Source organism: Methyloterricola oryzae, assembly GCF_000934725.1.
GTDB classification, from domain to species: domain Bacteria; phylum Pseudomonadota; class Gammaproteobacteria; order Methylococcales; family Methylococcaceae; genus Methyloterricola; species Methyloterricola oryzae.
In genome coordinates this window covers 53,308-75,820 of record NZ_JYNS01000008.1, presented here as the reverse complement: position 1 = coordinate 75,820, position 22,513 = coordinate 53,308, and the positions used below count along the sequence as shown (strand labels likewise).

The following is a 22,513-nucleotide window of genomic DNA, read 5'->3' as shown; positions in this document are numbered from 1 at the left end:
GCCTGAGGCTGAAAAGTTGCTGGGCGTGTCGTGGTGATTGCCGGATACGGCAATCGACCGGTAATCGTCCAAGCGGTCCCGTGATTTTCCCATATTGCGCCATCAAGGCACAACGACGCTGAAAAGCGCTGGAATGAAGGGCGATGAGCGAACCTGCCGATGCTGCGTCGGGCAGTTGCAGAGAGGTCCAGACGGGCTTAGCCGGTGTTTACTTCGGACCGCGCGGCGAGCTGCCCGAGGCGGTCGGTCAATTGCTCCAGGGGCTGGGGCTTGCCCAGGTAATAGCCCTGGGCGATGTCGCACTGGCATTGCCGCAGCAGTTCCAGCGTTTCTTCGTTCTCCACCCCTTCGGCGGTGACCTTGAGGTTGAGGTTGTGGGCCAGTTGCACGGTGGCGCGCACGATGACGCCGTCCTTGCTGCCCAGCAGCATGCCGCGCACAAAGGAACGGTCGATCTTCAATTCCTGGACCGGCAGCTTGCTGAGGTAGGCCAGGCTGGAATAGCCGGTGCCGAAATCGTCGATGGAGAGGCCGAAGCCCAAACCGTTGATGCGCTCCAGGACGTTGAGCACCCGGTCCGGGTCCGCGATGATGCTGCTCTCTGTAATCTCGAAGATGAACCACTCCGGTTGCACGGCGGTCTTGCTCATGGCACCGACGATGCGGTCCGGCAGTTGCGGATCATGCAGGTCCTTGGCCGAGAGGTTGATGGAAACCGTGATCTCGTGGCCTTGACCGCGCAGTTGGGCGCAGTCGTTGAAGGCCCGTTCCATGACCCATTGGGTCAGGGGCTTGATCATGCGGGTGCGTTCGGCCAGCCCGATGAATTCATCCGGCGCGACGAAGCCGTGTTTGGGGTGGTTCCAGCGGACCAGGGCTTCAGCGCCGATGATCTTGCCGCCGGGGATGGCAGCCTTGGGCTGATAGTGCAATTGCAGGTGATTGCGTTCGATCGCCTGGCGCAACTCGCCCATGAGCGTAAGCCGGCGCGGACTGTGCTCGTCGAAACTGGGGGAGTAGAAGGCGAAGCCATCGTGGGACTTGCCCGCCATGAAAACGGCGACCCCGGCCTTCTGCACCAGCGTGTCCGCGTCTTCGCCGTGCTCGGGAAACAGGACGATGCCGATGCTGGTATGCAGGCTCAGCTTCAGGCGTTGCACATCGAAGTGGTGTTCCATCACCTTTTGCAGGCGATGGGCGGTGTGTTCGGCCTGTTCCTTCCCGGTCGACTCGCTGCATAGGATGCCGAAGGTAAAGCCGTCCAGGCGCGCCACGCTGTCCTGGGCGCTCATGCTTTGCAGCAGGCGCGTCGCCACTTGCCGCAGGATGATGTCCACCGCCGTGGGGCCGATGGTGTCCTGAATCTCCTTGAGATTCTCCAGTTCCAACAGGAACAGCGTCAGGTTGCCCGACCCTTCACGGTAACTGCGGATGGCCTGTTCGACCCGGTCGTAGAAGAGGGGGCGGTTGGGCAACTCGGTGATGGGATCGTGGGTGCTGGCGAAGGCTTTTTCCCGTTCCAGTTGGTCGTTGCGGACGCGCAGTTCCTCCGTCTGGTGGCGGACCATGGCACCCGCTTCGTATACGATCATGCGACTGGCGTATTGGCCCCAGAGGGGAAATACGAACGCCATGGCATTGAGGATCCAAAGCGCCAGGTTGGTCCGCTGCGCCTGGATCAGGCCGGACAGGGTGATCTCGCGCTGTTCGAAGAAGCAGACCATCAAGGTCGCCAGCATAATCGCGGCAGCGGCGATGAATACGCCTTGCACGGCTTCCTTGCGGGCCTTGGACCTGAGCAAATCCAGATTGTGTTTCATCAGGTCGTTGCCGAAAGCACCCATCGTGGTTCCTCGTAAGGCGGCTGCCCGCTACATGGCTTCGAATTCCGGCGAAAAGCGACAAATTTGGCCCAAAACGGCGGAAATCGGGAATTGGCGAGAAGTGTAGCCCATCGCGACAAACGCACGGGGGCAGTAGGGTGTCTGACCTGAAAGGTCAGTCTTCGGTCTTATCCTGGAATTCGCACAGATCGGCGATCACGCAGCTCCCGCAGCGTGGCTTGCGGGCGATGCAGGTGTAGCGCCCATGCAGGATGAGCAGGTGGTGTGCGTCTTTCTTGTGCTGCTTGGGGACATGCCGGTCGAGCTTTTTCTCGACTTCCAGCACGTTTTTTCCCGGCGCCAGGCCGGTGCGGTTGGCGACCCGGAAGATGTGCGTGTCTACGGCGATGGTGTGCTGGCCGAACGCGGTGTTCAGGATCACATTGGCGGTCTTGCGGCCTACGCCGGGCAAGGCTTCAAGTTCCGCGCGGGTGCTGGGGACCTCGCCGCCATGCCGCTGCAGCAGGTCCTGGCACAGCTGGATGATGTTCTTGGCCTTGCTGTTGAACAGGCCGATGGTCTTGATGAATCCGCGCAGCCCTTCCTCACCGAGTTGCAGTATGGCCTGCGGCGTGCTGGCGACGGGGAAGAGTTTCGCGGTGGCTTTGTTGACTCCCTTGTCGGTTGCCTGGGCGGAAAGCACGACGGCTACCAGCAGTTCGAAGGGCGTGGAATATTCCAGTTCGGTGGTCGGTTCCGGGATGGCGGCGGCGAGCCGATCGAAGATGTCCTGGCGCTTGGCGGCGTTCATGGCGGGGCGCCTGGAATAACTGGGGCCATTCGGTCAGTGCCAGGGCAATGCCCTGCCAGAGCACTCACGCGGTGGGCTGTGACAAATGGGTTGCCGCATGGGAAGCCGGTGAGGTGGCCATGTTTCGTGCCGCCCGGGCGTCCACCAGGTTCTTGATGGCGATCAGCAGCCCCAGACCGATGAAGGCGCCGGGTGGCAAGACCGCAAGCAGGAAGCCGCCATAGTCGTCGAACAACTGGATGGTCCATTGCTTGGCGGAGTCTCCGAACATTAGGTCGGCGCGGGCGAACAGCGTGCCCGTGCCGATGGCCTCGCGCAGCGCCCCCAGCGCCACCAGGGCGCAGGAAAAACCCAGCCCCATGAACAGGCCATCGGCCAGGGCGCGGTCCACGGGATTTTTAGAGGCAAAGGCCTCGGCGCGGCCGATGATGGCGCAGTTGGTGACGATCAGGGGTATGAAAATGCCGAGGATCTTGTGCAGATCGTGGAAGAAGGCATTCATCAGCAGTTCGATGACGGTCACATTGGCGGCGATCACCAGCACGAATACCGGCAGGCGTACCTCGTTGGACACATAGTTTCGGATCAGGGACACGATGGTGTTGGAGAACACCAGCGCCACCGTGGTTGCCAGGCCCAGGCCGAGGCTGTTCACCACGGAATTGCTCACCGCCAGCAAGGGGCACAGGCCGAGCAGTGCAACCAAGGCCTGGTTGTTTTTCCACAGGCCGTCCAGCGCAAGCTGTCGGTAGCGGTTGAGAACAGGAAGAGTCAAACGGTTATGCAACATGGTGGCAAAGAGGCTATCAGCGCATTGCGGTCAACTGAGCAACTGAAGTGTTGCGCAGATGTTCCCCCGTGTCTTGCTCCAAACGATGTAAGAGCGCGACGGCACCGACTACGTTCAGGTGGTCCTCGTCGGCAAAATCAGCCGGGTCTGCAATCGCGCGCCGGTAATCCAAAGGTCGCCCAAGACCCAGTCGTTCCAGGTTCTCATCGATCTTTCGGACAGTGCTCTCGTCAATGGCAGAGAAGTAGGCTGGGTGCGCTGGAAAACGCACGGTGATAATTCGCACTCCGCGTTTATGAGCCAAATCGGCGATATGGCCGTACCATGCAAGAGCCTGTGTTTCAGAGCTTGCGCCGCGATGGTCGTACTCCCCGGAACGGTGGGCAATTTCCGTTCTGTCATGTTCACTCAATTCCGACCAGCTTGGCGATTTATCGATCTCCGCATTGGAAGTGCTGTTACTCCGGGTGGAGATCGATTTTTTCAGGAATTGCACATAGTCGTCATTGAATAGGGGCACGGCGTTGAGCATGGCCGACAGTCGCCCGTGCTCGAGGCCATAGGGTGAGGAGGTTATCAGCAGATACCAGTCGACAAAGGCGCGGTTCGAAGACGTTTGCCTGGCTTCGGCGAACATATGGACGTCGGCTGAAAGCATGACGGTTCTCACCCCGTCGTTCGCCTCCAATACCCGGCGCAGTTTCGCATACATTTCACGCGGGCCGTCGCCGCCATAGGCCAGGTTGTAAACCCGGTCAGCCAACAGGTCGTTTTTGAGGGTCGCGGCATGGGAATCTCCCGCCAGAACGACACTGACGGACTTATTGTCGATGGCGCCTTGCAGGGTCGCGTCATAGTCCCGCGCTACGTGAAAATATTCGCTTGCGTGATAGACCGCCGCATTCGCCAGGGCGAACAGGGCCGCGCCGGCCAGGGCTTTGAAAAACAGGCCTTTCCAGGAAGTCGTCGTTTTCATGTCAGAACTGGAAGTAGATGAAGTCCAATGTCTGGCCGGTATATCGCAGGGTAACGATCATGCCGACCATCGCCGCATAGGCCGCCCAGCGCAGCGTGGCGGGCCGGGTCTCGATATCCAGGGCGTAGGCCTTGTCGCGCTGCACCCACTCAAGGGCCAGCAGGGAAGCGACACCGAGCCCTGCGTAGAGAGTGGTACTCAGCAGGCCCAAGGCACGCAGGCTGGCTGTGGGGTCGGTAAGCAGAGTCGGGGACACCAGGCTGGCGATGGCGTCGTAGGCCTGCCCGACGGTCTTTGCCCGGAAGAAGATCCAGGCTACGAGGGTCAGCAGAAAGGTGATTCCCATGCGGAAGGTCACAGTCGCCAGGCGGACCGGCCACCGGCCTGAGGCCACAAAACGGCCCAGCGGTTCGCCGATGAACAAGCGCGGCAGACAGAAAAGGCCATTGAGGAAGCCCCAGATGACGAAAGTCCAGCTAGCCCCGTGCCACAGTCCGCTTACGGTGAAGGTGGTCAGAATGTTGCCAGCCTGCCTAAGGCGCGTGCCGCGGTTGCCGCCCAGGGGAATGTAGACGTAGTCGCGGAACCAGGATGATAGCGAGATGTGCCATCGCCGCCAGAATTCCGGCATGCTCTGGGAAAAATAGGGCGTGGCAAAGTTCTGCATCAGTTCGAAACCCAGCAGCCGCGCGCTGCCACAGGCGATATGCGAGTAGCCGGAAAAATCGCCATAGATCTGGAAAGCGAAAAAAAACGCCGCGACGAAGATCAGGCTTCCTTGGATCGGGGCGGGCTGTTCGAAAATCCGGTTGACGATGACGGCACAGTTGTCCGCGACCACCAGTTTGCAGAACAGGCCCCAGGTGATCTGGCGCAGCCCACTGGCAAAGCCTTGCGGCGTGATGTGCCTCGGGTTGCTGAACTGCGGCAGCATATGCACGGCACGCTCGATCGGACCCGCCAGAAGTTGCGGGAAGAAGGCCACGTAGGCCATGAAGACCACCGGGTCGCGGGTGGCGCGCAGTTTTCGCTGATAGATATCGATGGTGTAGGTCAACGACTGGAACGTATAGAAGCTAATGCCAATCGGCAGGATGACATTGAGCGAGGGCACGTTCACGCTGATGCCGATGCCGGCGAAAGCATCCACGAAGGAACTGATGAAAAAGTTGTAGTACTTGAAGAACCCCAGGATGCCCAAGTTGGCCGCGAGACTGGAAAACATCATCCATCGCCGGGCCTTGCCATCAGGGGTCACATCCATGCCATAGCCTGCAGCGAAATCGATGATCGAGGTCAGCACGATCAGGGACAGAAACCGCCAGTCCCACCAGCCATAAAACACATAGCCTGCAACGATCAGGACGATATTCTGCGCGCGCAGTGAGATAAGGCCCGAAACCACGTAGGCGAAGAAGACGATGGGCAGAAAAAGGGCGTATTCCGCAGAGTTGAATAGCATGCTTGGGCTACCTCAACCAGCGTAGCGCACAGGGCGCACGTGGCGATATTTTGGGTTCAAAGTATATTGCTCGAAAACTAACCTGGAATGCGCGACAAGGTCAATGCAAAAACTTTCTTACTCGGCGGCGCCGGGTCCGGTGGATTCAGCGTCGAACAGCTCAGTTTTGTGAGTGTCGAAATACTGCAGTGCCCTGAAGACGGCTTTGACCACGGCGCGCGGGGTGATGGTGGCGCCGGTGAACTGGTCGAAAGCACCGCCGTCCCGCTTCACCTTCCATTGACCGTAGCTGGGGTTCTGCAGGGAGAGGCCGGTAAAGCGCAGAATCCAATCGGACTTGTTATCTTCGATGGGATCGCCCAGTCCCGGCGTCTCCTTGTGACTCAGTACCCGCACGCCCGCCAGTTCGCCGCTGGCCTTGATCGCCACCAGCAGGCGGATTTCGCCGCTGTAGCCGTCCGGCGCGGTGGCCTCCAGCACGGCCGCCACCGGCGCTCCCTGCTGGCGTGCGCGGTAAACGGCCACAGGCCGGCGCGGGTCCAGTTCGGGGCTGCTGACATGCGTGACGTCGGCGAGAATGTCGTTGTCATAGCGTTGTGGCGGAAGCACCGCCTGCAGGGTATGCAGCAGGGTTTGCCGCTGGTTTTCGGCGATCCGCCCGGCGGTGCCGTGTTGTGCCAGGGTGACCAGGCCGGTGCCCGCAATCGAGAACAGGCCGAGGATACCGGCGGCGGCCAGAATGGCGCTGCGACGTGTCATCATGAGCCGTGTCCGTATACCCGGGGCTGGGTGTAGTAATCGATGGCGGGTGCCGCCAGGTTGAGCAGCAGCACGGCAAAGGCCACGCCGTCCGGATAACCGCCCCAACTGCGTATGACAAAGACCAGCAGTCCGATCCCGGCGCCATAGAGGAGGCGGCCGCGCGGCGTGGTGGCGGCGCTGACGGGGTCCGTGGCGATGAAGAAGGCCCCGAGCATGGTGGCGCCGCTGAAGAGATGGAACAAGGGCGTCGGATGCAGGGCGGGGTCAAAGAGAAAACCCAGCATCGCCGCGGCGAACAGGGTAACGAGAAAGCCCGCCGGAATCTGCCAGCCGATCAGGCCCCGCCGCAGCAGCCAGAGCCCACCCGCCAGATAGCCCAGGTTGACCCACTGCCAGCCCTTGCCGCCGATGGCGTCGAAAATGCGCGCGACAGACTGGATCTCGTCCACGCCTCGTGCGAGTCCCAACTGCGTCTTCAAGGTATCCAGCGGCGTGGCCTGGGCCAGCCCATCGAAGACAGGCGCGTTCTCGCGCTGGAAGATCAGGGCCAGCGTGTCTCCGAAACCTGGGGCCTGGGGCAGCAGGTCGGCTGGTGGCATCCACGCCGTCATGTGCCGGGGAAAGGAGATCAGCAGCACGGCATAGCCCACCATGGCCGGGTTGAAAGGGTTATAGCCGAGCCCGCCGTAGAGGTGCTTGCCAAAGATCAGGGCAAACAGGGTGCCGAAGGCGGTCATCCAGGCGGGCGAAAGCGGCGGCAGGGCCACGGCGAGCAGGACCGCCGTCAGCGCGGCGCTGCCGTCGCTGAGGAAGGGTTTCAGGGGACGCCGTCTGAGCGATAAAACAGCCGCCTCGGCCAGTTCGGCGACCACGACGGCGATCCCGATGTTGATCAGCACGCCCGGACCGAACTGCCACCATTGCATCAGGATGCCGGGAACCAGTGCCAGCAGCACCAGCAGCATCAAGCGGCTGACAGAGTTGGCCGGCGGCAGGTGGGGCGAGGGGGCGGTGTCAAAGCGCATGAGGATTCACGACCGGACTTGCAACGAACTCGTCAGCCTCGTCAGGCGTCGCGCTGGGCGAGGAATCAGGATGCATCGTTCTGGACCCGTTCCAATAGTTCCTTCTTGCGCCGGGCGCTTTCGGCCTTTTCCAATTTCTCCCGCTCCTTGCGCTGTTCGCGGAATTCGAAGCGTGTCTTGGCGTGGGCGGCCTTGTCGCGCTCACGCTGGCGAGCCGTCACCTGTGCCTTGGCCGCGCGGAAATACTGCACCAGCGGAATATGGCTGGGACAGACGAAATCGCAGCAGCCGCATTCGATGCAGTCGGCCAAATGGTGTTCGACGGCGCGGTCCAGATTGTCGGCGCGACTGTACCAGTACAGTTGCTGGGGCAAGAGATTCACCGGGCAGGTCGTCGCGCACTCGCCGCAGCGGATGCAGGGCAAGGCCTGCTTCTCGCCCGTTACCAGTTCGGATCCGGCCACCAACACGCAGTTGGCGGCCTTGATGATGGGCAGTTCGTCGCTGGGCAGCGCGAGCCCCATCATCGGGCCTCCGAGGATCAGCCGCTGGGCATGTTCGGTGTAGCCGCCGCACTGGGCGATGAGGTGCGCGATGGGCGTGCCGATACGCACCATCAGATTCTGCGGTTTCCGAACGCCGGGTCCGGTGACGGTGACGATGCGGGAGGTGAGGGACTCTCCGTGAACCAGGGCACGGTGGATCGCCGCGGCGGTGCCCACGTTCTGGCAGACGATGCCGGCATCGGCAGGAATCCCGCCAGCTGGAACTTCGCGCCCCGTAAGCACCTTGATGAGTTGCTTCTCGCCACCGGTGGGATACACCGCCGGCACCGGCACGATCTCGATGCGCTCGTAGCCGCCGCTTGCCTTGGCCGCTTCGAGCGCGGCGATGGCTTCCGGCATGTCGTCCTCGATGCCCAGCAGACAGCGTTCCGCCCCCAGGATATGCAGCAGGATCTCCGCGCCGCCCAGCACATCGTCAGGGTAATGGCGCATCAGGCTGTCGTCGCAGGTGATGTAAGGCTCGCACTCGGCGCCGTTGAGCACCAGGGTGTCGATCCGCCGGCGCGCGCCGGGATCGACCTTGACTGCCGCCGGGAAGGCCGCGCCGCCCAAACCGACGATGCCGGCTTCATGGATACGCCGGCGCAGTTCCTCGACGGGCAGGTCACGGACGTCTTCCATCGGCTCCTGCGCAAGGCCCTCGTCCTCGCCGTCCACCTCGATCACCAGGCAGGGACCGGGCAAGCCCGAGGGATGGGGCAGGGGCAGGTCTTCGATAGCCTTCACAATGCCCGACGTCGAGGCGTGAATGGGTGGATTGAGCGGGTTTTCGTCCCGGGCCAGCAACTGGCCCCTCAGCACCCGCTCGCCCGGCGCCACGACCGGCTTGGCCGTGCTCGTTCCGCGCTGCTGCAAAGGCAGAATCAGGTGTTCGGGTAGGCCGGCATCGCGCAAGGGCCTGCCGGTGGATTCCGTCTTGTGGGTATCCAGGTGTACACCGCCGCCGAATTGCCAGAGCTTGAACATCAGTGTGGCCGTTTCCCGGGCTTGGGCCAGGCCCAGGTGGCGAGGTTTTCCTCGATGGGCACCATGGCGATGCAGTCAACGGGACAGGGCTTCACGCACAGTTCGCAGCCGGTGCATTCGGATGCGATGACTGTGTGCATCTGCTTGGCGGCGCCCAGGATGGCGTCCACCGGACAGGCCTGGATGCAGAGGGTGCAACCGATACAGGTGTTCTCATCGATGACCGCGACGGCGGGCGCCTTCTCCACGCCATGTTCGGCGCTCAGCGGCTTGGGCTCCACGCCGAGCAATTCCGCCAGGGCCTTGACGCCTTCCTCGCCGCCGGGCGGGCACTGGTTGATGTCCGCCTCACCCCGCGCGATGGCCTCGGCGTAAGGCCGGCAACCGGGGAAACTGCACTGGCCGCATTGGGTTTGAGGCAGGATGGCGTCGATCTTGTCCACCAGCGGATCGCCTTCCACCTTGAAGCGGATGGCGGAATAACCCAGCACCAGGCCGAAGACGGAAAAGACTGCACACACCGCCAGAAACGCCAGCATGATGACAGTCCTAACCTTTGACCAGGCCGGAAAAGCCCATGAACGCCATGGATATCAATCCCGCGGTGATGAGCGCGATGGCGTTGCCGCGGAAGGGCGCCGGCACGTCCGATACGTCCACCCGCTCGCGCACCGAGGCAAACAGCACCAGCACCAGGGTGAAGCCCGTGGCGGCGCCGAAGCCGTAGAGGAAGGACTCGATAAATCCATGCTGCGACTGCACATTCAGCAGGGCGACGCCCAGCACGGCGCAATTGGTGGTGATCAGGGGCAGGAAAATTCCCAGCACCTGGTAGAGCAGGGGGCTGGTCTTGCGCACCACCATCTCCGTGAACTGCACCACCACCGCGATCACCACGATGAAGGTGATGGTCCGCAGGTACTCCAGCCCCAGAGGCACCAGGAGATAATGGTTGGCCAGGTAGCTGGTGACCGAAGACAGGGTCAGCACGAAGGTGGTCGCCAGGCCCATGCCCATGGCGGTTTCCAGTTTGCGGGACACGCCCATGAACGGGCACAGTCCCAGAAACTTCACCAATACGAAGTTATTGACCAGCGTGGTGCTGACCAGTATGAGCAGGTAGTCTTTCATCGGGCGGCGGGGATCAGGCAGCCCATTGTAAGGACAGCAGATGGCTTGTCAATTGAATTCACTATCAATTTTCCGTAACGGCGAGGCTGCCTTTGCCGGCGCAATGGACGCGGCCTGCTGGTCAGTGGTCAAAGCCGCTGCTATATTCTGCGCGTCCCGCAATATCCTTATCGGATTCAGGGACAAAACGGCGTAAACGGGCCGCCGTAATGGGTAGTGATCGGGTGTTTTGCGGGAACGCGATAAGAACGTATGACAGAACAACAGAAGAACGCTGAAGACGTGGGGCAGATTCTCCCGGAGGATCTGCCGAACCCCGGCTGGAAACCCCTGCTTTGGTTTCTAGGCAGCATCATCGCCCTGATCGTGTTGGGCGAGGTGCTGCTGGAATTCGGCTGGGAACTGGCGGAAGCCATCGGCGAGGGCATATTCCTGGCGGTCGAGGGCAGCGAGGAGTTCCTGGAAGACGCCGTCGAGGACTGGTTCCATCTGGAGCCTTGGGAGGCGGAGATGTACACCGCCTGGACCATGAGTCCGGTCAAGCTGCTCTTCGCATTCCTGATCCTGCGCGCGCTCTGGCGCTGGAACAAGCGCAAGGGCTTTCCCGCCATCAAGCGCTGGGTGACCCATAAATGGCTGCTGGTGAAGCTCTCCTGGCGCGGCGTGTGGTGGCCCTGGAAGGGGCTGATGATCATGGCCGGGGTCGGCATGCTCATGGTCCTGATCTGATGCCGGGCGGGACCATGCCCGCCCGCTTTCCCTTATTTCACGCGCATCCCGGGTTGCGCCCCAGCGTCCGGCTGCAGCACGAAGATGTCTTTGCCGCCGGGGCCCGCAGCCAGCACCATGCCCTCGGACATCCCGAACTTCATCTTGCGCGGCGCCAGGTTGGCGACCATCACCGTTAGCCGCCCTTCCAACTGCCCCGGGTCATAGGCGGATTTGATGCCGGCGAACACGGTACGTGTCTCGCTGCCCAGGTCCAGGGTCAGTTTCAGCAGCTTGTCCGCGCCCTCCACATGCTCGGCCTTTGCGATCCGGGCGACCCTGAGGTCGATTTTCGCAAAATCGTCGATGGAAATGGTCTCGGCGATGGGTTGAATCTCGTGCTGCTGATGCTCCGCGTGCCGAGCCTGGGAGTGGGGCGCTGGCTGGGGCTGAGCCTGCAGGGACTGCTTGTTGGCTTCTACCAGGGCTTCTATCTGCTTGGGATCGACGCGGGTCATGAGGTGCTGGTAGGGCCGGATCGAGGCTGGAGGCTGCTCCACGTCATTCCATAGAAACTCTCGATCCATACCGAAAAATTCTTTCGCGACTCTCGCGGTCAATTGGGGAAGAACCGGCGATAGCGTTATAGATAGAAGGTGGAATCCCTGAACAGCACGAGTGCAGACGACATGAAGTTCGTCGCGGCGATTCTCGTCCTTTGCGATTGCCCATGGTGCGTATTTGTTAATGTATTCATTGACGCTATCGGCGATTCGCATGATTTCTCTTAGTGCTCGCGAAAAATCCCGGGCCTCGTAAGCCTCGGCAATTGTCCCAAACGCGGAGCCTTTTGCGCCGTCGAGGATGCCTTTGCCTTCAGCGGAATCCCAGTGGTCGATATCGGTGTTCCAAGCACCGGAGATTACTTCCCCGCTGAAATGCTTGCTTACAAAACCTGCCGTCCGGCTCGCAATATTGATGTATTTCCCCACCAGATCGCTGTTCACCCGGGCGACGAAGTCTTCCAGGCTGAGGTCGATGTCTTCCATGGAGCCGTTGAGCTTGCAGGCGTAGTAGTAGCGCAGGGCTTCGGGGTTCAGGCCCTGCTCCAGATAGCTCTGGGCGGTAATGAAGGTGCCGCGGGACTTGGACATCTTCTCGCCGTTCACGGTGAGAAAGCCATGGGCAAACACCTTGGTGGGGGTGCGGAACTGCGAGTGCTCCAGCATGGCCGGCCAGAACAGGGCATGGAAATAGAGGATGTCCTTGCCGATGAAATGGCACAGTTCCGTCTCCGAGTCCGGCTTGAAGAATTCCTCGAAGTCGATGCCGGCCTTCGCGCAAAGGTTCTTGAAACTACCCATGTAACCGATGGGCGCATCCAACCACACATAGAAATACTTGCCGGGGGCGTCGGGGATCTCGAAACCAAAGTAGGGCGCATCGCGGGAGATGTCCCAATCGGAAAGCCCGCCCTGCAACCATTCGTCCATCTTGTTGGCCGCCTCCGCCTGCAGGCGGCCTGACCGGGTCCAGTCCTTCAGGAAATTGGCGCATTCCCCCAGCTTGAAGAAGTAATGCACCGACTCCTTGCGAACCGGCTCGGCGCCGGAAACGGCCGAATAGGGATTTATAAGATCCGTAGGGGCATAAGTTGCGCCGCAGACTTCGCAGGAGTCGCCGTACTGGTCCTTGGCGTGGCACTTGGGACATTCGCCCTTGATGAAACGGTCCGGCAGGAACATTTCCTTCACCGGATCGTAGTATTGCTCGATGGCCCGCGATTCGATCAGACCGCGCTCCTTGAGGCGCTTGTAGATGGTTTCCGCCAGTTCTCGGGTTTCCGGGGAATGGGTGGAATGGTAGTTGTCGAACTGGATGTGGAAGCCGGAGAAATCGCGGTAGTGCTCGCCGTGCACGCGGGAGATGAGTTCCTCCGGGCTAATGCCTTCCTTTTCCGCACGCAGCATGATGGGGGTGCCGTGGGTGTCGTCGGCGCAGACGTAATGGCACTCATGGCCTCGCATCTTCTGGAAGCGCACCCAGATGTCGGTCTGGATGTATTCCACCAGATGGCCCAGGTGAATCGGGCCGTTGGCGTAGGGCAGGGCGCTGGTGACGAGAATCTTGCGTGGTGTGCTCATGCAGGCTGTACGGGCATTGCGGTTTCAAATGGGCGCGAATTATCCCACACTACGCATCGGCATTCACAGCGCGCGGCGGCCTGAGGTCTGCGCCACCGCGGGCCGGGAGGTGGAACCATGGTCTATGAGGCATTGCAGGATAGTCTGCGCCGTCATGTCTTCCGGCTGGCGGGGGAAATAGGCGAGCGCAATGTATTCCATTATGACGCGTTGCAGGCGGCAGCCGGCTATGTCCGCGGCGTCTGGGAGGATCAGGGTTTCGAGGTGGTGTCCCAGGCCTATGAGGCGAATGGCTTGGTTTGCGAGAATCTGGCAGTGACGTGCCCGGGGGCTGGACCTGGCCTCATCCTGGTGGGAGCTCACTACGATTCGGTCAAGGGTAGCCCGGGGGCCAACGATAACGGTTCCGGCGTGGCGGGACTGCTGGAGATCAGCCGCGCGCTGTCGCAGGCAACGCCGGCCATGACCGTCCGTTGCGTGGCCTTCGTCAACGAGGAGCCGCCCTTCTTTTACTGGGGAAAGATGGGCAGCCTGGTTTACGCCAAGGCGGCCAGGGCGCGAAGCGACGCTATTCGATTGATGGTCTCGCTGGAAATGCTCGGTTGTTACCACCAGGAGCCCGGAACCCAGGATTATCCGCCCCTGCTGGGCTATTTCTATCCGGACACCGGCAACTTCATCGCCTTTGTGTCCAATTTGAAGTCCTCGGGTCTGCTGCGCAAGACGGTACAGGCCTTCCAGACGCATTCCGATTTTCCGCTGCAGAGCCTGGCTGCGCCCAGCCTCGTGCCCGGGGTGGGCTGGAGCGACCAGCTATCATTTTGGCGCGAGGGCTACAAGGCGCTCATGGTCACGGACACCGCCTTTTTTCGCTATCCGTATTACCACACCGCGGCCGACACGCCCGACAAGATCGACTACGCCTCCATGGCCAGGGTAGTAGCGGGGCTGCAGCGCACGTTCGAGGGACTGCGCGTCTGAATCCGGCCGGTCCTGGATTCAGCAGCATGCCGTTCAGGACTGACCGTCGTGCCCCAGGGCGATGCCGATGAACTCCATGCTGAGGCCCAACAGCAACAGCACCCAGCCGAACAGCACCCCTTCCGGCGCCAGGAACAACAGCAATCCGCCTATCCCGGCCAGACTCAGGGACGCGGTACGGCGGGCCTTCGGATTCTTGATGAGGGTTTTCATGGCTGACCTCCGACAGCGGCACAGGTCGCCGCAGATCTCGATGGCTCCATCATGCGCCTGGAGCGGTGCGAAATCCATACGCCGCGCCGCTGCGGAAATCCGCCAGCTCAGGGGAGCAGGTTTTCGATACGGGCGTCGAGCGTGGCCGCTCCGATGTCCATCAAGGCCAAAGTGACAGGCAGTTTGAAGCGGCGCGGCCCCGCGCTGCCGGGGTTGAGGTACAGCACGCCCTCGCGCTGACGGATCTCCGGCTGATGGGAGTGGCCGGTGATGACGGCGGCGAATCCCGCGGCAGCGGGGTCCAGATCCAGTTCGTGCAGATCGTGAAGGACGTAAAGATAGGTGCCGCACGCTTCGGCCACGGCACTGTGCGGGAGCGCTTCGGCCCACGCGCCCTTGTCGTTGTTGCCGCGCACGGCTACGACCGGAGCGATGATCTCCAAGTCCTTCAAGACCTCGGGCTTGCCGATGTCACCGGCATGGATGATCAGCTCACAGCCCTGCAGCAGGCTCAGGGCTTCAGGACGTAGCAAGCCGTGGGTGTCTGAGATGACACCGATGCGTGTGTTGGCGTTGGCTTCAGGCATGCAATTCGGGCACGCGGGGAGGCTGTGGTGCCATGCGGCGCCGAAGGTGCCGTCCCGCGAGGGGACGGCGGGTTGGGGAGCTTAAGCCTTGCGGCGGGCGCTGAACAGCACGAAACCGAGCAGGGCGGCGGCAACGCCATAGACCACATAGTCGGCGGTCACTGGCTGGTCGGGCTGGCCAAGCACCTTGCCGGCGGCGGCGGGCGCGGCGGCCTTGTCGGTAGGCGACGGAATGGCGGTTTCGATGGGCTTGTTGTGCTTTGCGATCAAGTCGGCATCGCGGTAAACGACGCTGGGAACGAATTCCGGCGGGTATTCAGCCTGGGCCTGGGGCGCGACGGCCGCAGACAACAGGAGGGAGGCCAGGGAGATCGACAAGACGTTGGATTGGGTCATGGGTTACGCTTTTCCTTCGGATGGATTGAAAGTCTGGGGATACGGGAAAATATCGCCGTTGGGCCGGGATTATATCCCGATCCCGCCAGCCCACCCAATCCCCGCCTTTGTTTACATGGACTTGAGTGTATCGCAGGCCCGGCGGCAGATTTCGCGGCCATAGTCCGTCCAGAGCCCCTGGCCCCAGTAACGGTAGCAACTGGTTTGCGCCGTCATCAGGTGGAACAGGGCATTGCGGTAGCGCGGGTCGCTGGAGGGCACTTGCGGCTTAATGATCTTTTCGTAGAACAGGGAACTGGCCTCCTCCATGGGCCCCAGCACGTTCTCATACCCTTTGACCCAGGAGATGTCGTTGGTCCAACTGCCGCCTTCCATGTGGAAGCGGTGATCCTGCTGGCGCAGTTCGGCAATGGTCTTTTCCAGCAGTTCGGGTCCGGCGCCGGGTTGAATCCGGTCCCAGATCTGCTTCTGCAGCGCGGGTTGCAACTCCGGCAGGTCCGCCTCGGTGATGCCCATGGCAAACAGCTGTTCCAGGTACTCACTGACGTTCATCAAGGGCGTCTGACTGCCGCTGGATTCGCGCACCACGTCATGGAACTTGCCGGGGAACTCGTTCATCATCACGCCTCCGTTCTCGCCGTCGGCAATCTGCGTCACCAAGGGCGGGACGCTTTTCCCGGCCAGTTCCCAGCGGTCCAGGCTCTTCGCTTCATAGTAGGGCTGCATCTGCGCCACCAGCTTGGTGTCGCTGCCCTGGGTCTTGACGATGGCGATGATGCTGACGCTGTCGCCTTCGGAATTGCGGCAGACCAGGCGGTGCGGCAGGTGTTTCTTCTCGGGGCCGTGACCGTTTTCGGGCCGTTCAACGGTGTGTTCCTGCACCAGCAGCCAGGTGAAGCCGCAGTCCTTCAGGGTCTTGATATAGGCGTAGGCCACGTCCGGGTGGTTGGGCAGTGCCATTTCCGAGGGTGAAAAGCCCCGCACGCGTCCCAGTGCCTCGAGGCCGAAGAGGGCGGCGAAATGATGCTGCCAGGCCTTCACGTGCAGGCGAAAATCCTGAATCGGCGTCGAAGGAGCCACCGCGTGGCCCCAAGGGCAGCCCAGCCACTCGACGGTGTGCCGGTAAGCAGGGTTGCAGGTGACGTTGCCTAGGGTGTCGAGTACGTCATGCAGGCCCATTTTGCGCAGGCCGTGGAATAGGGTGCCGGAGTATTCCAGCATCACCCGTGGCTGCTTGCCTTCGCCAATAAGTTGCGGGACGAACTCGCCAATACGCTTGTAGCACCAGTGGAAGGCATGGGCGTTGTGGTTATCGCCGATATCCTGGTGCTCCATCATGTACTGCAGGTTGCTGATCATCTCAGCGTGCTGCAGATCGTGGCCGCCGGCAGGGATCAAAGGCTGGTGCATGTGCAGGGCGATGGCGGCCGCGCTCTTGATCTGGCCCAGGACGATGCCTCCGTCCGAAAATGCCGCTTGGGGACGTTCCCTTTGGGTTCGTTCGATGGTGTCTTCATGACCGCAGATGTTGGGAAGGCCGTCGACGTATTCCGGTAGCTCTGCCATGCACTGACCTCGCAATGGGGTGGTTCAAGGAATCCCTGGCGCCGGTGACTCGCCTGCGCGAGATCGTTGTCCGGCCTCGGTTTTGGCGAGTTTAACCGAAAATGACAGGGCCCCGGCCCGGCTGCTCAGGCCAGAAAGGGATAATGAAGGAAATAGTCCATGTCCACTAAAGCAATCGAGACCTTGAACGATACCGGGAAGGAGGTTGTCAAATCGTGCAAATACACGGGATTACGAGGGTTCTAGCGGTATGGCTGGCCCTGGTGGGAATCTGCCAGGCGACCGATCCGGTCCGGGAGGCCGGCTTGATCCAAGGGGTCACCTCCAGGTACGGTAAGGACGAAAGCATTTGGCTTACGGCTGGTAAAGACCGCTTCGCGGCTTTGCTGCGGGAGACCGGACGCAGCCGCGTGGAAGGCGGCATCGTGCTGCTCCATGGGATCGACAAGTCACCCGACGATCCAGAATTGCTGCTGCACCTCCGGACAGGGCTGGCCGAGCACGGCTGGACCACCCTGGGACTTTTTGCTCCGGTGCGCGAAGACGGAGCCGGAGTGTCCGCCTACATGGCGATGGAAGCTGAGTACAAAGCCAGGTTGCAGGCTGCGACGAGTTTCCTGGCAGGAAAGCAGCTGGCGCCTCCGGTTTTTATCGGGCAGCGGACGGGCGCCGCCATGCTGGTGAAGTATCTGGCTGGCGGTGGGCAGGCGGCAGCGGTGGTGCTGATTGATCTGCCAAACGATGCCTGGTTGGGTCTGGACCAGGTCAAGGTTCCGATCCTGGATATCGTGGCGGGGGGCAAGCAGCCCGATCCTGACGATCAGGCCAGGCAGCGCAGGACGCTGATGAAGAACAACGCGGGCTATCAGCAGCTCCGCATAATCGACGCAGGGAGCGACTTGGGTTTACTTCAGGACATGCTGCTGAACCGGATACACGGTTGGCTGAAACGTGGTAAGGGGCCTTAAGTCTGGCGACTTGAGGTGGTGCTTAAGGGGCAGGCGCGCGGCAGACGAAGGAAGCTGCGCGTTTGCTTGGTGCAGATGTGGCGGACTTGATTGTCCTCGCGTGGCCGGGCGTGCCGCTCGCGGGACAGCTGGAAGGCTGTGTTGGAGGAAAATGAGATGATCAGTGAAATCAAAGCAAGCGATGCATTCGAGGAAGGCTACAACGCCGCGATCGACGGCTTGGTGCCGGAGGACAACCCCTATCCCAAGGGCAGCGAGGATCATGCTCTGTGGAGCAAGGGCTTCCTGGCCTTCGAGGAAGAGGACATCGACGCCTAAAGGCGCCCGAGGCGCGCGTATGCGGCGCGCCTAGAGCGCGTCCAGTGCGTCGCGCAGGGACTTCACGGCCATAACCTGCAAGCCCTCCGGGCTACCGCGGGGCGTGTTCTTGGCCGGGACGACCGCGTGTTTGAAGCCCTGTTTGGCCGCTTCGCGCAGTCGCTCTTCACCGCCGGGCACCGGCCGTATCTCGCCGCTCAGTCCGAGCTCGCCGAAAGCGATCCAGTCGCGCGGTATGGGTTTGTCACGGTAGCTGGAGACCACCGCGAACAGCACCGCCAAATCGCCGGCCGTTTCCGACATGCGCAGGCCCCCCACCAAGTTGGTGAAGACGTCCTGGTTGAGGATGCCGACACCGCCGTGACGGTGGAGCACGGCGAGCAACATGGCAAGTCGATTACCTTCGAGACCCAGGGCGACGCGCCGAGGTGCCGCCAGATGGGATTCGTCCACCAGGGCCTGCACTTCCACCAGCAAGGGGCGGCTGCCCTCGCGCATCACGGTGACCACGCTACCAGGCATGTCCTCCTCGTAGCGCGACAGAAAGATCGCAGAAGGATTGCGCACTTCCTTTAATCCCGTTTCGGTCATGGCAAATACGCCCAGTTCGTTGACGGCGCCGAAGCGGTTCTTGAAGGCGCGGATCACCCGGTAGCGTTGCCCCGAATCGCCTTCGAAGTACAACACGGTATCCACCATGTGCTCCAGCACACGCGGGCCGGCAAGGGCTCCTTCCTTGGTGACGTGTCCCACAAGAAACAGCGAGGTGCCGCTCTGCTTGGCGTAACGCACCAATTGCGCCGCGCACTCGCGCACCTGCGCCACGGAACCGGGCGCGGACTGCAGCAGTTCGCTGTAGATGGTTTGAATGGAATCCACCACCAGCAGGGCCGGCTGTTCCTCGCTACAGATGCCCAGAATGCGCTCCAGGGAAGTTTCCGCCAGAAGGCGCACGCCCTCGCAGGCCAAGCCCAGTCGACGGGCGCGCAGGCTCACCTGCTGTGGCGACTCTTCGCCGGTGACATAAAGCGCCTTGAATCGATTCCCCGTCAGGGCGAGGGTCTGCAGCAACAGGGTGGACTTGCCGATCCCCGGATCGCCGCCGATGAGTATGGCGGAGCCGGGCACCAGGCCACCGCCCAGTACCCGGTCCAATTCGCTCAATCCCGTGGTCGATCGGCTGATTTCCTCGGTCTCGACCTTGGCCAGATCCACCGGTTGCGCAGGGCCGGCAACGCTGCCGGCGTATCCCCCATGGCGTGAGGATGCGGGTAACCGTTCCTCCACGCTTTCAACCAGGCTGTTCCACAGCCCGCACCCGCCGCATTGGCCTGACCACTTGCTCTGGGCGTGGCCGCACTCGGTGCAGCGGTAAAGGATTTTGCCGCCTTTGGGCTTGCTCAAAGGTAAGCCTTGCCTGATTGTTGCATCGCGTGTCCTGGCTCGCTGCCGCCTCACGGCCTCAGTGGGGCTTCACCGCGCTGACCAGGGCGTTGACGCCCTCGCGATAGTGGATATCCACGCGGTCGAAGCCCGCTTCCCGCAGGTTTTCCAGCGCGGGTGTCAGGCGCATGATGTGATCGGGCGATTCGTCACTGAACAGGTGCACCACCCAGTGCTCGAGCAGGTCGGTGCGCCCCATGTCGGTGAAGACCCGGAACCAGTGGGCTACTTCCTCCTGGGTCAGACGCGTGTGCTCGCGCGTGTCGTCGAGGGCGTAGCGGTCGCCGTTGAGGAAAAGTCCGCCGGGACGTAGCACCCGCCTTATCTCGGTGATGACCGCGCGGCGATAGCCCTGCAGGAAATTGTGCAGTGCATAACCGGAGGCCACCAGATCGACGCTTGCATCGGCGAGCGCGCGCAGCCCGCTCAAGGCGTCGGTTTCGCGGAGCTCGATGCGTCCTGCTTCAACCCAGCGCGCCAGGTTCACACGTGCCTGATCCAGCATGGTCGGTTCGTTGTCCAGGGCCTGCAGGATCAGATCGTCGCGCGATTGCAGCAGGGCGGCACTGGTGATGCCGGTCCCGCAACCGATCTCCACCGCGCTCAGGGGTTGTCCGTCCAGTGGGGACGTCCAACCGGCCACGAAGTCGGCCACGCGCTGGCTGATGGTGGCAGCGGCGGGGCAGACCCGTTTCAGCATGTCGTACTCTTTTCCAATCGGCCCGGCAAACAGCGTTTCGGCAGAATGATGATGCGCTTCGCTCATGGGTTTTGATAGGTGATTCGATAAATGACGCCGCGATGGTCGTCGGAAACCAGCAAGGATCCGTCGGGCATCTCCAGAATATCCACAGGGCGACCCAACACCTCGCCCGTGGGCCTGAGCCAGCCTTCGGCGAACACTTCATCGGCCACCGGCTGTCCATCGCGGAATGTTACCACTACCACCCGGTAGCCTTGAGGCTGCGAACGATTCCAGGAACCGTGCTGCGCCACGAACAACTGCTGATGATAGCGCTGTGGGAACCGTGTTCCGCGATAGAAACGAATTCCCAAGGGCGCCACGTGGGCCGGGAAGGTCCAGGCGGGTCCCTGAAATTGCGAGCAGGGCCTGCGCGCTCCATAGACGGGATCGGCGATGCTGCCGGCATGGCAGTAGGGGTAACCGAAATGCAGTCCAGGGGAGGGCGCTCGGTTCAATTCCTCCGGGGGCACGTCATCTCCGAGCAGGTCCCGTCCGTTATCGGTGAAGAACAACTCGCCGGTTACCGGATGCCAGTCGAAGCCCACAGTATTGCGGATGCCGCGAGCGTAGATCTCAGGCTGGCCACCATTCGGGTCGAGGCGTGTCAGCGTGGCGAAGATTTCGTTTTGCTCCAGGCAGATATTGCAAGGCGCGCCCACCGGCACATAGAGCTTGCCGTCGGGGCCGACGCGCAGGTACTTCCAGCCATGGTGGGTTTCTGTCGGGTATCCGGCGTACACGGTTTCGGGTTTGATCTCCCCCTCGCGGTGGCCGGATATGGCGCGAAAACGCAGGATCCGGCTGATCTCTGCCACGTACAGGTCGCCATTGAGCACGGCCACACCGTTGGGTCCGTTAAGCCCTGATGCCACGGTGCGGACGTCTTCCGCGCGCCCATCGCCGTCGGCATCCCTGAGCGCATACACTTTGCCTTCACGGGTGCTACCGACGTAGACCGTGCCATTTTCGTCCCGGGACAGGGAGCGTGCGCCCGGGACTTCATCGGCAAATACCGTGATCTGAAAGCCTTGAGGCAGATGGATGGCCTCCAGCCAGCGGTCGGCCTGCATGGCGAGCACAGCGGCCGGACTGGCAAGGGCGATACCGAGAACCAAGCCTTGCATGAACTTCATGGTGCCTCCGGGGTCTGCAGGAACGGGTGGCGGGGAGTTGACTTGATTTTTCATCCTGCGTCACCAAATATGGTACATCCTTAATTCCCACTGGAAACAGCCTATGCGCATCTTATTGTTCCTCCTGACCAACGCCGCGGTGCTCGTTCTAATTAGCGCCGTGTTCAACCTGCTGGGCCTGGATGGGTTCCTGCGTCAGAGCGGCTATAACCTGGATTTGACGCGCCTGCTGATCATATCGGCCGTCTTTGGCATGGGGGGTTCGTTCGTTTCCCTGATGCTGTCCAAGTTCATGGCTAAGCGCGGCATGGGGGTTTACGTCATCGAGCAGCCTTCCAATGCCACCGAACAGTGGCTGGTGGGGGTGGTGCAGCGCCAGGCCGAGGCGGCCGGAATAGGCATGCCGGAAGTCGGCATTTTTGACTCGCCCGACCCGAACGCCTTTGCAACCGGAATGAGCAAGGACGATGCGCTGGTGGCGGTCAGTACGGGGCTGTTGCACAACATGAGCGCCGACGAGGTGGAGGCGGTATTGGGCCATGAAATCAGCCATGTGGCCAATGGCGACATGGTCACCCTGGGCTTGCTGCAGGGGGTGGTGAATACCTTCGTGTATTTCCTTGCCCATGTCATCGGCTTCGTGGTCGACCGCGCCTTGACTCGCTCCAGCGACGACGGGCGCAGCGGAGTCGGCCCCGCGTTCTACATCACCCAGATGATCGCGCAGCTACTGCTTTCGGTGCTTGCCACCATGATCGTCATGTGGTTCTCGCGCTGGCGCGAGTTCCGTGCCGACGCCGGCGGTGCCAATCTTGCCGGTCGCGGCAAGATGATCAGCGCCCTGCAGGCCTTGCAGCGTGCTCACGATCCGCAACCGTTGCCGGGCGAGTTTGCCGCTTTCGGGATCAACGGCGGTGGCCTCAGCCGTCTGTTCATGAGCCATCCTCCCCTGGAGGAGCGCATCGCCGCCCTGCAAAGCATGCGCTAAGGATTCCGGTT

General features: G+C 61.8%; 23 protein-coding genes. 5 read left to right on the top strand and 18 right to left on the bottom strand.

Annotated features, from left to right (window positions below; genetic code table 11):
* Positions 1-197: 197 nt before the first annotated feature.
* The 10 genes from EK23_RS12165 to rsxA all read right to left on the bottom strand — a co-directional run bounded on the left by EK23_RS12165 (position 198) and on the right by rsxA (position 10,312).
* Entirely contained in the window at positions 198-1,844 is a 1,647-nt protein-coding gene (locus tag EK23_RS12165) for a putative bifunctional diguanylate cyclase/phosphodiesterase (protein WP_045225642.1), read from the bottom strand.
* Between the two features lie 154 nt (positions 1,845-1,998).
* Positions 1,999-2,634: an endonuclease III gene (gene nth / locus EK23_RS12160; RefSeq protein ID WP_045225641.1), complete on the bottom strand. Its 636-nt coding sequence runs from the start codon at positions 2,632-2,634 to the stop codon at positions 1,999-2,001.
* Between the two features lie 64 nt (positions 2,635-2,698).
* Entirely contained in the window at positions 2,699-3,424 is a 726-nt protein-coding gene (locus EK23_RS12155) for an electron transport complex subunit E (protein WP_045225640.1), read from the bottom strand.
* A 16-nt stretch (positions 3,425-3,440) separates the two neighbouring features.
* A complete protein-coding gene (locus tag EK23_RS12150; protein WP_045225639.1) occupies positions 3,441-4,400 on the bottom strand; it encodes a hypothetical protein in 960 nt (319 codons plus the stop codon).
* A gap of 1 nt (position 4,401) precedes the next feature.
* The gene (locus EK23_RS12145) at positions 4,402-5,862 is read right to left on the bottom strand and encodes an MBOAT family O-acyltransferase (RefSeq protein WP_045225638.1); all 1,461 of its coding nucleotides are present in this window, start codon (positions 5,860-5,862) and stop codon (positions 4,402-4,404) included.
* Positions 5,863-5,979: 117 nt separating this feature from the next.
* A complete protein-coding gene (rsxG, locus tag EK23_RS12140) occupies positions 5,980-6,624 on the bottom strand; it encodes an electron transport complex subunit RsxG (RefSeq protein WP_082054152.1) in 645 nt (214 codons plus the stop codon).
* Positions 6,621-7,649 (bottom strand): electron transport complex subunit RsxD, encoded by a 1,029-nt coding sequence (rsxD, locus tag EK23_RS12135; protein ID WP_045225637.1) that lies wholly within the window; start codon positions 7,647-7,649, stop codon positions 6,621-6,623. Before rsxD ends, rsxG begins: the two co-directional genes overlap by 4 nt.
* A 65-nt stretch (positions 7,650-7,714) precedes the next feature.
* Positions 7,715-9,181 (bottom strand): electron transport complex subunit RsxC, encoded by a 1,467-nt coding sequence (gene rsxC, locus EK23_RS12130; RefSeq protein WP_045225636.1) that lies wholly within the window; start codon positions 9,179-9,181, stop codon positions 7,715-7,717.
* Positions 9,181-9,720, bottom strand: coding sequence for an electron transport complex subunit RsxB (rsxB, locus tag EK23_RS12125; protein WP_045225635.1), 540 nt, complete (start codon positions 9,718-9,720; stop codon positions 9,181-9,183). The genes rsxC and rsxB overlap by 1 nt, the downstream gene beginning before the upstream one ends.
* A 10-nt stretch (positions 9,721-9,730) precedes the next feature.
* Positions 9,731-10,312, bottom strand: a complete 582-nt coding sequence (gene rsxA / locus EK23_RS12120) for an electron transport complex subunit RsxA (RefSeq protein ID WP_045225634.1) — start codon at positions 10,310-10,312, stop codon at positions 9,731-9,733.
* A 252-nt stretch (positions 10,313-10,564) separates the two neighbouring features.
* On the opposite strand from rsxA, the gene EK23_RS12115 reads away from it, so the two are divergent.
* Positions 10,565-11,041, top strand: coding sequence for a hypothetical protein (locus tag EK23_RS12115; protein WP_045225633.1), 477 nt, complete (start codon positions 10,565-10,567; stop codon positions 11,039-11,041).
* Between the two features lie 32 nt (positions 11,042-11,073).
* Here EK23_RS12115 and metG read toward each other — a convergent pair whose 3' ends face one another.
* Positions 11,074-13,164 (bottom strand): methionine--tRNA ligase, encoded by a 2,091-nt coding sequence (gene metG, locus EK23_RS12110; protein ID WP_045225632.1) that lies wholly within the window; start codon positions 13,162-13,164, stop codon positions 11,074-11,076.
* 117 nt (positions 13,165-13,281) lie between these two features.
* On the opposite strand from metG, the gene EK23_RS12105 reads away from it, so the two are divergent.
* Complete coding sequence (locus tag EK23_RS12105) at positions 13,282-14,145, top strand: M28 family peptidase (RefSeq protein ID WP_045225631.1); 864 nt, start codon at positions 13,282-13,284, stop codon at positions 14,143-14,145.
* Between the two features lie 33 nt (positions 14,146-14,178).
* On the opposite strand, the gene EK23_RS12100 is transcribed toward EK23_RS12105, so the two are convergent.
* From EK23_RS12100 to EK23_RS12085, 4 genes are all read right to left on the bottom strand, one after another.
* On the bottom strand, positions 14,179-14,358 hold the full coding sequence (locus tag EK23_RS12100; protein ID WP_145998649.1) for a hypothetical protein: 180 nt from the start codon (positions 14,356-14,358) through the stop codon (positions 14,179-14,181).
* A gap of 107 nt (positions 14,359-14,465) precedes the next feature.
* Positions 14,466-14,945, bottom strand: a complete 480-nt coding sequence (locus EK23_RS12095; protein ID WP_045225629.1) for a metallophosphoesterase family protein — start codon at positions 14,943-14,945, stop codon at positions 14,466-14,468.
* 81 nt (positions 14,946-15,026) lie between these two features.
* A complete protein-coding gene (locus tag EK23_RS12090) occupies positions 15,027-15,341 on the bottom strand; it encodes a hypothetical protein (RefSeq protein WP_045225628.1) in 315 nt (104 codons plus the stop codon).
* A gap of 111 nt (positions 15,342-15,452) precedes the next feature.
* The gene (locus tag EK23_RS12085) at positions 15,453-16,907 is read right to left on the bottom strand and encodes a polysaccharide deacetylase family protein (RefSeq protein WP_045225627.1); all 1,455 of its coding nucleotides are present in this window, start codon (positions 16,905-16,907) and stop codon (positions 15,453-15,455) included.
* Positions 16,908-17,122: 215 nt separating this feature from the next.
* On the opposite strand from EK23_RS12085, the gene EK23_RS12080 reads away from it, so the two are divergent.
* Entirely contained in the window at positions 17,123-17,875 is a 753-nt protein-coding gene (locus EK23_RS12080) for a DUF3530 family protein (protein WP_082054151.1), read from the top strand.
* Positions 17,876-18,031: 156 nt separating this feature from the next.
* Complete coding sequence (locus EK23_RS23935; RefSeq protein ID WP_200892149.1) at positions 18,032-18,193, top strand: hypothetical protein; 162 nt, start codon at positions 18,032-18,034, stop codon at positions 18,191-18,193.
* A gap of 30 nt (positions 18,194-18,223) precedes the next feature.
* Here EK23_RS23935 and radA read toward each other — a convergent pair whose 3' ends face one another.
* From radA to EK23_RS12065, 3 genes are read right to left on the bottom strand one after another with little or no spacing between them, the layout of a single operon-like run.
* A complete protein-coding gene (gene radA, locus EK23_RS12075; RefSeq protein WP_327037053.1) occupies positions 18,224-19,597 on the bottom strand; it encodes a DNA repair protein RadA in 1,374 nt (457 codons plus the stop codon).
* Positions 19,598-19,655: 58 nt separating this feature from the next.
* Positions 19,656-20,402: a class I SAM-dependent methyltransferase gene (locus tag EK23_RS12070; RefSeq protein ID WP_045225625.1), complete on the bottom strand. Its 747-nt coding sequence runs from the start codon at positions 20,400-20,402 to the stop codon at positions 19,656-19,658.
* The gene (locus EK23_RS12065) at positions 20,399-21,514 is read right to left on the bottom strand and encodes a PQQ-dependent sugar dehydrogenase (RefSeq protein WP_045225624.1); all 1,116 of its coding nucleotides are present in this window, start codon (positions 21,512-21,514) and stop codon (positions 20,399-20,401) included. The genes EK23_RS12070 and EK23_RS12065 overlap by 4 nt, the downstream gene beginning before the upstream one ends.
* Positions 21,515-21,617: 103 nt before the next feature.
* Here EK23_RS12065 and htpX point away from each other — a divergent pair, with 103 nt between their 5' ends.
* Complete coding sequence (htpX, locus tag EK23_RS12060) at positions 21,618-22,502, top strand: protease HtpX (protein ID WP_045225623.1); 885 nt, start codon at positions 21,618-21,620, stop codon at positions 22,500-22,502.
* The last annotated feature ends 11 nt before the right edge of the window (positions 22,503-22,513 follow it).